The organism is Actinomycetota bacterium (assembly GCA_035697485.1).
Lineage (GTDB): Bacteria > Actinomycetota > UBA4738 > UBA4738 > HRBIN12 > JAOUEA01.
Window position 1 is genome coordinate 1 of sequence record DASSCU010000011.1, and the last position, 11,958, is coordinate 11,958.

The following is an 11,958-nucleotide window of genomic DNA, read 5'->3' on the forward strand; positions in this document are numbered from 1 at the left end:
CCTCGGCTGACCAGGCATCCGAGGAGTGATGACCCCTGACGCTGCTCACCGGCCATTCCGAAGTCAGCCGCCCGGGGGAGTGGTAAGTCACCCGTTGTCCCCTGTTCGTCGGTTGCACGGCGGTGTTAGCAATGACGCAGAGGAAACGGCAAACTCCGAGTCGCCCGCGAAGGACTTCAGCCGAGGATGGACAGGGAACTCACAGATCTCGCGACGGTGCTGTTCATCGCCGCCGGAATGGGGCTGTCGTTCGCTTGCGCATATCTGGTCCGCAAGCCGGCGCCGCGCACCTTGCGGCTCTGGGTGAGCGCGGCGGCGGTGGTCATCCCAGGTCTCCTGCTCGGGCTGGCCCTGTCGGACTCCAGGCTGGGTGTGCGCGCCGCCTACCATGGGTTCACCGAGGCGCCGTTGGAGCCCCCGACGTTCGAGGCTGAGAGCCTCCCCCGATCAAGGGTTGCGGAGACGAGCTCGGCCCGGGACGACGAGCGGCAGAGTGCGCCGAGCCTCGCTCCGTCCATCGACAACCCCGTGCCGGCGATCGGCGGCGCCGACGAACCACCACCTTTCGACCCCCCACCCACCGACGACCCCCCACCCGCCGACGATCCTCCTGGCCCGCCCTGGGGGTCCCCAGGCCCGCCGCCCTGGGGGACTCCGGGCCCACCCCCGAAGCCCTGACTGCGGTCCTTCTTGTACGTACCGGGGACTTGGGGGTCGCGTTGCCTCTAGCGTGCTTCTTGGCCAGCTCGTAGATCCGCCCGTCGAACCCCCGACGACCTACAACATGGTGTGGTAGATGGGCCCGCTCCCTGGCCCATTTGACCGACTGACCCACCGGCGACGCGTCGGCTAGCGTCGGTCGAAGATAGACGGGTGGAAGATCACGGCTCCTAGCGCCTTCCCGGGCATCGACAGATCCTCGGGCACCAACCCCACTAGGGGACGGCGAGACGCTAGGAGGTGTGCCCATATGGCAGACGCGGATGCCGTCTGGTTCTGGGCCGAGGACGTGGTCGTCGATCTCCCCACGTTCCCCGCCGCTCCGGTTGTCGAGGGGGACTGCGCCTGCCCGTGGTCCCTCTGTGAGCGTGATTCGGTGATCGGCGGACTCTGTCTGATGTGCCACGAGGTCTGCATGGGACCGATCCCGGATCTCACCGCCCACGATGTCGTCGGTGAAGGGATCGACCGCGATAGCAGCGAGCGAATGCGAAGCTCCCTCAACGAGATCGACCCGACCGAGTACGGCCACCGCTCCAGGTCGTCGCGTCGCAACGGGGCGAATCCTGCGGACTAGTCCCGTGTGACACCTGCGGGTTTGCGCCGATGACCGAGCAGGGTTACGACTGGCTCGTCCCATCCCCCGACAGAGGAGCCACTTCCCCGGTGACCTCGCTGGTCCTCACAGCCGTCGGGGCGGCGCTCGTCGTGCTCGGTGTCGTCGGCACTCCGGCGCGCCTTCTCAAGGCACGAGCTCTGAGACCTCCGCAGCTGGGATTGGTCGCACTCGGAGGCGGGCTCCTCGTGGCGGGCATGGCCGCCCTGGTCGGAGTGATGACGGCCGCTCACTGAGCTTGGTCGAGCCCAGGTGCCCGCTCCCGGGTCTCTGTTCCGCCGACGCTCAACGTCCTCGTCTCGCCCCGGCAACGTGGAACACCGCGGCTCCTGCTATCGAGGCGATCCCGACCAACCTCGGTCGAAACCTCTTTATGCGAGCGGTTCGCTGTAGATGTCCGACGCGAAGTTCCGGCAGCGCAACCGCTCGTAGTAGAGGGAGCCCCCGGCGCTGTCGTCAACGAAGGTGTCGAACGAATCGCGACCCTCGGGGAGAGCGCGGAACAGCTCCGGGCCGGTGGTGCCGTCCCAGGTCATGAACCTTACGTTGTGACCGCACGCCGGCGGTGAGCGGAGGAAGAACACCGCGCCGGCGTCGCTGACCGATGGCGCGTACTGCTGGAAGTCGCTGGGGTTGGGGACCTTCTCGGTCGTTTGGCCCATGATGTCGTAGCGGAAGGTGTTGCAGGCCCGTCCCCGGCAGATGAAGTAGACGGCCCAGTTGCCGTTCACCTGGCCGGACGCGAGGAAGGTGCGGTTGCTGCTCCTTTCGGCGAGGACGATCTCCGCCTCGGTCGCCGTGTTGAACAACACGATGCGCTCGACCGCGCGACGGCGGGTGAACCGATCCCGGTCGAACAGCAGGTAGTCACCCGAGTTGGTCGCGTTGTGCTCGATGCGACCGGTGTTCACACCGGTAGGGAGTGGGATGGTGCTGTCGCTCGCCATGTCGTAAAGCACGAGGTCCCCGCTCCGGTCCGCGTCGGATTCCGTGTAGACGAGTTCGGTCCCGTCGATGCCGCCCGTCCAGCCTCGCGTGCCGGGCGGGTTGACGCGCTGCGAAGCGCCACCGTTCTGACTGAAGTACACGTTGAAGTGGTTCGGCCGCGCATCCGTGTTCCCCGCCCAGGCAACGTAGGCTCCGTCGGCTGCGGGGCTGAACTCCTGGGCACCCGTCTCGATGACCGGAGGATGCTGCCGTGCGAGTCCCTCGAACGGCAGCGCCGAGGCGGGAAGCCCCGCCGCTACGCAGATCACGACGGCCGCGAAGAGTAGGAACGATCTGCTGTGCCGCACGGAGTCCCCCGATCCGATCGATGCCGGTGACACATCATCCCCCCACCTTGCTTCTGAGCGCAACTTCGCAGATGCCTCGACGTTTCGGGAGGTGGTCCGTGGGCCGACGCGCATATCATCGAGACAGGCATGGACGCCGATCGGTTCCCGCGCGAGGTCGTGGACCAGGGGGTCCTCGACCGTGCCGTGGAACGGTTCCGCCCGAGCGGATCCGCGTCGGATCGGGAGTCGTCTGGACGCGCAACGTCGGCCTGCTCGCCGCCACGTTCGTCACCCTGGACGACCTGGCCCCGGGCCGCATCACGCTCGGGATCGGAGCGTGGTGGGATCCACTGGCTCAGAAGGTGGGGATCGAACGCCGCGGTCCCCTCGCCGTGATGCGGGAGGTCGTCGAGGCGACCCGGCGCCTCATCGCGATGGAACACGTCACCTTCGAGGGAGTGCACGTGCATCTCGACGGCGTGGAGATCGGCGTGGTGCACGGCGATCGTTCCCCGCGCGACGTGCCGATCTACATCGGTGCGATGGGCATGAAGATGATGGAGCTCGCGGGGGAGATCGGCGACGGTGTCCTGCTCAACTACCTCGTGGGACCGCGCTACAACGCGACGGCGGTGGAGCACCTTGCAGCGGGTGCCGCGCGCGCGGGCCGCGACGTCGGGGACATCGACCGTCCGCAGCTCGTGGTCTGTTCACTCGACGACGATCGTTCACTCGCGCTCGACCGCGTTCGCGAACTGGTGACGCAGTACCTCGGGCAACAGCCGCACATCGGCAAGGCGAGCGGCGTCGACGAGGACCTTCTCGAGCGGGTCCGTCAAGTGCTCACGTGGCCGGCCGGACCGGAAGAGATCCACGCGGCGATGGCGCTCGTGCCTGACGACGTCGTGCAGATGGTGGCCGCGGCGGGCACCGCCGACGAATGCCGGGCGAAGGTGCGCGAGTTCGTCGGCGCCGGCAGCACCTGCCCGATCTTGTACCCGCTCGGCGACGACGTACGGGCGATGATCGACGCGTTCGCCGAGGGAGACTTCTAGGTGGACGTCTTCCTGCCCGCCTCCCTCGAGGAAGCGCTGGAGATCCTCGCCGCACGTCCGGAGGCGGTGCCGATCGCGGGCGGCACCGACCTCATGGTGGCGCTGAACTTCCGGCGGCTGCGGCCCGAGGCGCTGATCGACCTCACCCGCCTCGCCGAGCTGCAGGAGGTCCGCCGAGCTCACGAGGAAGTGTTCCTCGGCGCGGGCGTCACCTACGCGCGGATCGTGCGCGAGCTCCGCGACGTGCCGACCCTGGTGCAGGCCTCCCGAACCGTGGGGTCGCCGCAGATCCGGGCCCGAGGGACCGTCGGCGGGAACCTCGGGACGGGGTCGCCGGCGGGCGACGCGATCCCCGTGCTCGCCGTGCACGACGCAGAGATCGAGCTGGCGGCCGCGGGAGGGCGACGCCGGTCGGTGCCTTGGGGCGAGTTCCTGCTCGGCCCCTAACGCGTTGCGCGCGAACCCGACGAGCTGATCGTGGGCGCGCGCTGGCGTCCGATCGAGGGCCCCGGCTCGTTCTCGAAGGTCGGCACGCGCAACGCGATGGTGATCGCGGTCGCGAGCGTCTGTCTCCAGCTCGATCCCGGCACGCGGTCGGTCCGAGTGGCCCTCGGGTCGGTCGCACCGACCGTGGTGCGTGCCCCCGAGGCTGAGGCGTTCGCCGCCCGGGCCCTGGCCGACGCCGGCTCGTGGGAGGACCCCGCCGCCGGCATCGGCGACGGCGCGGCCCGGGAGTTCGGGGATCTCGTCGCGCGTGCCGCGACGCCGATCGACGACGTTCGAGGCTCGGCGGCCTATCGGCGCCACGCGGTCGACGTGCTGGCCCGCCGGGCGCTCGCGTGGGCGACGGCCGGGGAGGCGGCGGCCTGATGCACGTGCGGCTCAGGGTGAACGGCGAGTGGCGCGAGGGCGATGCCTGGGAGGGCGCCAGCCTCTTGACGATGCTCCGCGAGTCGCTGGGCCTGCTCGGCTCGAAGAACGCCTGCGAGCAGGGGGAGTGCGGGTCCTGCTCGGTGTGGCTCGACGGCGAGGTCGTCTGCGCCTGCCTCGTGCTCGCCGCCCAGGCCGAGGGCCGCGAGGTCCGCACCGTCGAGGGACTCGCCGACGACGTGGGGCTCCATCCGGTCCAGGAGGCTTTCGTCGCCGCCGGGGCGGTCCAGTGCGGCTTCTGCACGCCGGGTCTCGTGGTGGCGGTGGCCGACCTGCTGGACCGCGATCCGTCGCTCGACGAACCCGCGCTCCGCGAGGCGCTCGCCGGCAACATCTGTCGATGCACCGGGTACGAGAAGATCCTCGACGCCGTCCGACTCGCGGCGGCCGCGAAACAGGGGGGTGCGTGGTGACGCGCCTCCTCGTCGACGCCTGCGACGTGGTCGTGACGATGGACGACGCCGGCACCGAGATCGAGGGTGGATCCGTCCTGCTCGACGACGGTGCGATCGCGTGGGTGGGCACCGGCGTGCCTCCCGCCGAGCCCGACGAGCGTCTGGACGGGCGTGGCACGATCGCGGTCCCGGGCCTCGTGAACACGCACCATCACCTCTTCCAGACGCTCACCCGCTCGCACGCGCAGGAGCGTGGGTTGTTCGACTGGCTGGTCGCGCTCTATCCGATCTGGGGTGGTCTGGACGCCGCGTGGGCGCGCACCGCGACGCTCGTGGGGCTCGCCGAGCTCGCACTGAGCGGCTGCACGACGAGCACGGATCACCACTACCTCTTCCCGCGCGGACGGGCCGGCGTGCTCGAGGCCACGATCGAGGCCGCGGGCGAGCTCGGGATGCGATTCCATCCCACCCGCGGGTCGATGGACCTGGGCGTCGCCCAGGGCGGGCTGCCTCCCGACGACGTGTGTCAGGACACCGACGAGATCCTCGTCGAGACCGAGGAGGCCGTGCGGCGCTTCCACGATCCGTCGCCCGGGGCGATGGTCCGGGTCGCCGTCGCTCCGTGTTCCCCGTTCTCCGTCTCCGAGCGATTGATGCGCGAGTCGGCGGATCTCGCCCGTCGGCTCGGCGTGCGGCTCCATACGCACCTCGCGGAGACGTTCGAGGAGGAGGCGTACTGCAGCGAGCGCTATGGCCGGCGCCCGACCGAGCTGATGGACGAGTGGGGATGGCTCGGTGACGACGTGTGGCTCGCCCATTGCGTGCACCTCGACGACGAGGACGTGAGGCGGATCGCCGGATCGGGCGCCGGGGTCGCCTGGTGCCCGAGTTCGAACCTGCGGCTCGGCGCGGGCATGGCGCCGGCCCGTGCGCTGCTGGACGCGGGCAGCGTGGTCGGGCTCGGCGTCGACGGCTCGGCGTCCAACGATGCGGGCGACCTCGCCGCCGAGGTCCGTCAGGCGTTGCTCGTGACGCGCGGCGCCCACGGTGCGAGGTCGATCTCGGCGCGTGAGGCGTTGCGGGTCGCCACGCGTGGGGGCGCCGCCTGCCTCGGCCGTGACGACATCGGTTCGATCGAGGCCGGGAACCGCGCCGACCTGGCCCTGTTCCCGGCCGACGGCCTCGCGACCGCCGGGGCCGACATCGACCCCGTGGCGGCGCTCGTGCTCTGCCGGCCGGGGCGGGTCCGTCACCTCCTGGTCGAGGGGCGGTTCGTCGTCAGGGACGGAACGCTCGCGACGGGCGACGAGGTCGCGATCGCGCGGGACGGGCATCGGACCGCCAGGGAGATCGCCAAAGGGGCCGGCCGATGAGCGCGCCCCGCTCAGTTCGGACCAGGATGCGGGGCGGCGTCGGCGAGTCGGCGCGCCGACCCGACGGGATCCCGAAGGTGAAGGGCGCGTTCGCCTACGGCAGCGACCTGTGGGACGAGCGCATGCTGATCGGCGCGACGCTCCGGAGCCCGCATCCGTTCGCGACGATCCGTGCGATCGATGCGTCGGGCGCCCTCGCGCTGCAGGGTGTGCACGCCGTGCTCCTCGCCGAGGATGTGCCCGGCGACCCCAACTACGGCCTCGAGTTCAGGGATCAGCCGGTGCTCGCCGCCGACGTGGTCCGCTACGCCGGCGAGCCCGTCGCGATCGTCGCCGCGGAGTCGCCGGAACTGGCGGCGCGCGCCGTGGAGCTGATCGATGTCGACTACGACCTCCGCGAGCCCCTCACCGATATGGAGCACGCGCTCGCGCCCGACGCCCCGAGGCTCCACGGGTGGGGGAACGTGGTCCGCCACCTCCGCATCGAGCACGGCGATCCAGAGGTCGACGCCGACGTCTGGATCGACGGCTACTACGAGACCGCCTGGCAGGACCAGGCCCCGCTCGGCCCGGAGGGCGGCCTGGCGGTTCCCGCCGAGGACGGCGGCATCGAGCTCTTCGTCACCACCCAGTGGCTCCACGTGGACCGGCTGCAGATCGCGCCCTGTCTCAGGCTCCCCGAGGACAAGGTGCGGATCCATCTCGCGGGCATCGGCGGCGCGTTCGGGTCACGCGAAGACCTCCACGTGCAGATCCATTCGTGCATGCTCGCGCTGCGCACCGGCAGGCCCGTGAAGATGACCTACGGCCGGGAGGAATCCTTCTCCGGACACGTCCACCGTCATCCGTCGCGGGTCTGGATCCGCCACGGCGCGACCCGCGAAGGTGATCTCGTCTGCGTGCGCGCCCGCGTGCTGATCGACGGCGGCGCGTACTCCTCGTCCTCGCCCGCGGTGATCGGCAACGCCACGTCGTTCGCTGCCGGTCCGTACGAGGTGCCCAACGCGCTGTTGGAAGGGAGCGCGGTCTACACGAACAATCCGCCGTGCGGGGCGATGCGTGGGTTCGGCGCGCCGCAGGTGGCGTTCGCGGTCGAGGGGCAGATGGACAAGCTCGCGGACGCGCTCGGCATCGACCGCGTCGAGCTCCGTCGTCGGAACGCCCTGCGCAGCGGCTCGGTGCTCCCGACGGGCCAGGTGCTGCAGGGGAGCGCGCCGCTCCCCGAGGTGATCGATGCCTGCACGTCGATGCCGCTGCCGGCGCATGTCGACCCCGCCGATCGCGACCCGGTCACGCTCCCGGGGGGTGCGGGCAACGTCGGCCGCGGCGAGGGGCTGCGCCGGGGCATGGGGTTCGCGCTCGGCTTCAAGAACATCGGCTACAGCGAGGGGTTCGACGACTTCCATCAGGCGCGCGTCACGCTTTCCCGAGGCACCGACGGGCCGATCGCCGAAGTGCGGACCGCCGCGGTCGAGGTCGGCCAGGGCCTCGGAGCCGTGATGACCCAGGTGGTGCGCACCGAGCTCGGGGTCGAGAACGTCGTCCTGCACACCGCCGACACCGAGCTGGAGTCTGCGGGTTCGACGTCGGCCTCACGGCAGACGCTGATGGCGAGCGGAGCGCTGCAGCTCGCCTGCCGGGGCGTGCTCGAGGAGCTGGGCCGCCGGGCGGGGGCGCCCTTGGCCGACGGGACCACGACCATCGAGGAAGGCAGCGTCGCGGTCGAGGGCCGGGCCGTCGGCGATCTGATGGACCTGCTCGAGGAGCCCGTGGCGGCGACCCGCACGTTCCGCCACCGGCCCACGACGCCGATGGACGAGAAGGGGCAGGGCGACCTCCACCCGATGTTCTCGTTCGCCGCGATGCGGGCGGTGGTGGACGTCGACCGCGACCTCGGCCTGGTGCGCGTCGTGCACCTGGATTCGGTCGTCGACGTGGGCACGGCGATCAACCCGCAGCTCGTCGAGGGGCAGAGCGAGGGCGGCGCGGCGATGGGGCTCGGGCTCGCCGTGATGGAGGAGCTCCAGGTGCGCGACGGCGTGATCCGCAACCCCTCGTTCACCGACTACCTGCTCCCCACGATCCTCGATGCCCCCTCGATCGACACCGTCATCGTGGAAGAACCCGAGCCCGGCGCCCCCTTCGGCGTGAAGGGCGTGGGCGAGTCGGCGACGATCGTGGCGCTGCCTGCAGTGGTGGCGGCGATCCGCGACGCCACCGGGCTCGAGCTGAACCGAGCGCCGGTGCGCCCCGACGACATCGCGGGGCTCACGGGCCCCGTCACGACCGGCGGATGGCCCCCCGTGCCCGACGTGCCGGGGGAGGAGCCCGTCCCGACCTATCAGGGGGCGCTGCTGTCGCAACGCGCGACCGGAGGAGGTGTTGACCCGTGAGCGAACGATCGTCGCTCGCAGGCCGTGACTACATCGAGACGCTCGAGTGGACCGTAGACGAGATCGACGAGGTCCTCGCGCTCGCGAGCGAGCTGAAGGCGAAGTTCAAGGCGGGGGAGCCCCACAGGCTGCTGCCCGACGAGACCCTGTTCATGCTGTTCCTGGACAAGTCCACGCGGACGAGGAACGCGTTCGAGGCGGGGATGACCCAGCTCGGCGGCCATGCCCACTACCTCGACGCCGAGAAGACCTAGGTCGCGCACGGCGAGAGCCCCAAGGACGTGGGCATCATCCTGTCCCGGTACGGCCACGCCTCGCGATCCGCCACGACCTGGTCCCCGGGGAGGGGAATGCCTACATGCGCGAGGTGGCGCGCTGGGCCGAGATCCCCGTGATCAACCTGCAGTGCGACGTCGACCACCCCACGCAGACGATCGCCGACCTCATGACGCTCCGCGAGCATCGGGGGAACGATCTCCGGGGCCTGAGGGCGGCGGTCACGTGGGCGTTCGCCCCCTCGTACGCGAAGCCGATGTCCGTGCCGCAGGGCCTCGCCGCGCTCCTTCCGCGTTTCGGGATCGACGTCGTTCTCGCGCATCCTCCGGGCTTCGAGCTGATGCCTGAGCTGATGGCGCGCGCCGAGCGGGCTGCGGCAGAGGGGGGAGGATCGATCTCGTTCGCCGCCGACATGGACGAGGCCTTCCGCGGCGCGGACGTCGTGTATCCGAAGTCGTGGGGGCGGCTCGACCTTTTCGGCGATCAGGAGGCGGCGTTGGCCGACGCGGCGAAGTACGAGGACCGGATCTGCGACGCCCGCCGGATGGGGCTGGCGAACGACGATGCCGCGTACATGCATTGCCTGCCGGCGGACCGGGGGAACGAGGTCACCGACGAGGTGATCGACGGGCCCCGGTCGATCGTCTACGACGAGGCCGAGAACCGGCTCCACACGGGGAAAGCGCTGATGGCGCTCACGATGGGGGGCATCCGCTCTGAGCCGTTCGTGCCGAACGCCTAGGCAGCGACCGGCACCCGCTCGGGTGCCTCGGCCACCCAGCGATGGGCCTCGTGGTTCCAGGTGAGCGGTCGCCGCACGTCGTCGAGGAACTCGATGTAGATCTCGCCTCGACGCTCCTCTTCGGCGAGCAGCGCGAGCTCGGTGTCGTCGACGTCGGTCTCTCGCTTCGCCATCCTCCAGTAGACGATGTGGTGGCGCATCCTCATGCCTCCTCGTAGGTCCACGGTCATCGTCGTCCGTGAGTGGGGCCGCGGGAGGTGACGAGGGTCCCGAGGAGCGGGGGCCGCCCGGCGCGTCTCGCGCCGTTCGGAGGGCCCGTCGCCGATTACCATCGCGGGCATCCGTGCCCGAGGGGGAGATGGCGACATGAGGATCTTGGTGGTGGGTTCCGGGGGCGTGGGCTCCGCGTTCGCTCCGATCGCGGCCCGGCGGGACTTCTACGAGCACGTCGTGTTCGCCGACATCGACGGGGCGAAGGCGCAGCGCATCGTCGACCGCTACGGCTCCGGGGGCCGGTTCGCCGCGGCCAAGGTCGACGCGACCAACGCGACGCAGGTGGCCGACGCCGCTCGCGCCCACGACTGCGACATCATCCTGAACGCGGCCGACCCTCGCTTCGTGATGCCCGTCTTCCTGGGCGCTCTCGAGGCCGGTGTGAACTACATGGACATGGCGATGTCGCTCTCCGAGCCCCACCCCCAGCGTCCGTACGAGGAGGTCGGGAAGAAGCTCGGCGACGATCAGTTCGCGATGTCGGACCTGTGGGAAGACCGCGGGGCGCTCGCTCTCGTCGGCATCGGCATCGAGCCGGGAGCAGCCGACGTGTTCGCCCGGTACGCGGCCGACCATCTGTTCGGCCGCATCGACGAGGTGGGCGTTCGCGACGGCGCGAACCTCGAGATCGAGGGGTACGACTTCGCGCCGACGTTCTCGATCTGGACCACGATCGAGGAGTGTCTGAACCCGCCGGTGATCTGGGAGAAGGACCGCGGATGGTTCACCACCGCGCCGTTCAGCGAGCCGGAGATGTTCTCGTTCCCCGAGGGCATCGGCGAGGTCGAGTGCGTGAACGTCGAGCACGAGGAGGTGCTGCTCGTGCCGCGGTGGGTCGACTGCCGTCGCGTCACGTTCAAGTACGGCCTCGGCGACGAGTTCATCCAGGTGCTCGAGACCCTGCATAAGCTCGGACTCGACCGCGTGGAGAAGGTGAACGTACGCGGGGCGGAGGTCTCGCCGCGCGATGTCGTCGCGGCGGCGCTGCCCGACCCTATGACGCTCGGCGACACGATGACGGGGAAGACGTGCGCGGGCACGTGGGTGACCGGCACCGGCACCGACGGAGCTCCCCGCGAGGTCTACCTCTACCACGTCGTCGACAACGAGCAGACGTGGAAGGACGACGGCGCGCAGGCGGTCGTGTGGCAGACGGCGATCAACCCCGTGATCGCCCTCGAGCTCCTCGCGAACGGCACCTGGGCGGGCGCAGGCGTGCTTGGGCCCGAGGCGTTCGATGCCGTGCCGTTCCTCGACCTGTTGAACGAGCACGACAGTCCGTGGGGCATGACCGAGATGACGCCGCGGACCGCGTGAGATCCGACGTCGCCGGGTGAGGGGCCTCAGACGCGCGCGTCGAGCGCCTTCTTCAGCCCCGCGACCGCCCGGTCGCTCATCTGGTCGAGGCGGCCCCGGAGGAACGGCAGCGCGATCGATGTCGGCCCCTTGAGGCCGAGGTCGGCCACGTAGGTCACGTGGGTGCCTCCGTCCTCACGCGGGGCGAACGAGATCACGTCGACGCCGTGGAAGTTCTTCCCGTCACCGACGAATGTGACACTGCTCGGGCGTTCGTAGGCGGTGATCTCGTAGACGATCGTCTGTTCGGTCGAGCCGAACCGGGAGAGCAGCTCGAAGCGGCTGCCGAGGCCGATCGGGTCCTCGTCCAGCCTGCGAGCCCGCGGGATGCCGGGGTCCCACTCCTCGGTGGTGGAGAAGTCCGCGACGAAGTCGAACGCGCGCTCGGGGGAGCAGGCGGTCTCGATCACACGTTCCACGCGGTGAGCCATGGAACGAGCATAGGCGCCATGGAGTCCTTCGCCGGAGTGGAACCCACGCACCGGCGCTGCGTGTGGGCTCGCGCTCATGTCGACGGCCCGGCCATCCGATGCATACCGAGAGACGTCTCGG

13 protein-coding genes and 1 pseudogene are annotated in these 11,958 nt (G+C 70.2%); 10 read left to right on the forward strand and 4 right to left on the reverse strand.

Going from position 1 to position 11,958, the window contains the following annotated elements:
* Window positions 1-176 precede the first annotated feature (176 nt).
* On the reverse strand, window positions 177-326 hold the full coding sequence (locus tag VFI59_02290) for a hypothetical protein (protein ID HET6712522.1): 150 nt from the start codon (window positions 324-326) through the stop codon (window positions 177-179).
* A gap of 644 nt (window positions 327-970) precedes the next feature.
* Between VFI59_02290 and VFI59_02295 the strand changes: the two genes are divergently transcribed.
* A complete protein-coding gene (locus tag VFI59_02295) occupies window positions 971-1,297 on the forward strand; it encodes a hypothetical protein (GenBank protein ID HET6712523.1) in 327 nt (108 codons plus the stop codon).
* Between the two features lie 89 nt (window positions 1,298-1,386).
* A complete protein-coding gene (locus tag VFI59_02300; protein ID HET6712524.1) occupies window positions 1,387-1,572 on the forward strand; it encodes a hypothetical protein in 186 nt (61 codons plus the stop codon).
* A 135-nt stretch (window positions 1,573-1,707) separates the two neighbouring features.
* Here the strand turns inward: VFI59_02300 and VFI59_02305 are convergent, their stop codons facing one another.
* The gene (locus tag VFI59_02305) at window positions 1,708-2,592 is read right to left on the reverse strand and encodes a hypothetical protein (protein HET6712525.1); all 885 of its coding nucleotides are present in this window, start codon (window positions 2,590-2,592) and stop codon (window positions 1,708-1,710) included.
* Window positions 2,593-2,702: 110 nt separating this feature from the next.
* Between VFI59_02305 and VFI59_02310 the strand changes: the two genes are divergently transcribed.
* The 7 genes and pseudogenes from VFI59_02310 to VFI59_02340 all read left to right on the forward strand — a co-directional run bounded on the left by VFI59_02310 (window position 2,703) and on the right by VFI59_02340 (window position 9,777).
* Entirely contained in the window at window positions 2,703-3,668 is a 966-nt protein-coding gene (locus VFI59_02310; GenBank protein ID HET6712526.1) for an LLM class flavin-dependent oxidoreductase, read from the forward strand.
* Window positions 3,669-4,538, forward strand: a pseudogene (locus tag VFI59_02315) (FAD binding domain-containing protein). It abuts the gene before it with no gap.
* Window positions 4,538-5,011 (forward strand): (2Fe-2S)-binding protein, encoded by a 474-nt coding sequence (locus VFI59_02320; protein HET6712527.1) that lies wholly within the window; start codon window positions 4,538-4,540, stop codon window positions 5,009-5,011. Before VFI59_02315 ends, VFI59_02320 begins: the two are co-directional and overlap by 1 nt.
* Complete coding sequence (locus VFI59_02325; GenBank protein ID HET6712528.1) at window positions 5,005-6,366, forward strand: 8-oxoguanine deaminase; 1,362 nt, start codon at window positions 5,005-5,007, stop codon at window positions 6,364-6,366. The genes VFI59_02320 and VFI59_02325 overlap by 7 nt, the downstream gene beginning before the upstream one ends.
* The gene (pucD, locus tag VFI59_02330; protein HET6712529.1) at window positions 6,363-8,759 is read left to right on the forward strand and encodes a xanthine dehydrogenase subunit D; all 2,397 of its coding nucleotides are present in this window, start codon (window positions 6,363-6,365) and stop codon (window positions 8,757-8,759) included. Before VFI59_02325 ends, pucD begins: the two co-directional genes overlap by 4 nt.
* Window positions 8,756-9,013, forward strand: a complete 258-nt coding sequence (locus VFI59_02335) for a hypothetical protein (protein HET6712530.1) — start codon at window positions 8,756-8,758, stop codon at window positions 9,011-9,013. Before pucD ends, VFI59_02335 begins: the two co-directional genes overlap by 4 nt.
* Window positions 9,014-9,117: 104 nt before the next feature.
* Window positions 9,118-9,777 carry a hypothetical protein gene (locus tag VFI59_02340; GenBank protein HET6712531.1) on the forward strand — a complete coding sequence of 220 codons (660 nt, stop codon included), beginning with the start codon at window positions 9,118-9,120 and terminating at the stop codon, window positions 9,775-9,777.
* Here VFI59_02340 and VFI59_02345 read toward each other — a convergent pair.
* On the reverse strand, window positions 9,774-9,983 hold the full coding sequence (locus VFI59_02345) for a hypothetical protein (protein ID HET6712532.1): 210 nt from the start codon (window positions 9,981-9,983) through the stop codon (window positions 9,774-9,776). The two genes, VFI59_02340 and VFI59_02345, sit on opposite strands and share 4 nt — an antisense overlap.
* A gap of 160 nt (window positions 9,984-10,143) precedes the next feature.
* Between VFI59_02345 and VFI59_02350 the strand changes: the two genes are divergently transcribed.
* Window positions 10,144-11,367: a saccharopine dehydrogenase C-terminal domain-containing protein gene (locus VFI59_02350; GenBank protein HET6712533.1), complete on the forward strand. Its 1,224-nt coding sequence runs from the start codon at window positions 10,144-10,146 to the stop codon at window positions 11,365-11,367.
* Between the two features lie 26 nt (window positions 11,368-11,393).
* Here the strand turns inward: VFI59_02350 and VFI59_02355 are convergent, their stop codons facing one another.
* Complete coding sequence (locus VFI59_02355) at window positions 11,394-11,837, reverse strand: SRPBCC family protein (protein HET6712534.1); 444 nt, start codon at window positions 11,835-11,837, stop codon at window positions 11,394-11,396.
* Window positions 11,838-11,958: the final 121 nt, after the last annotated feature.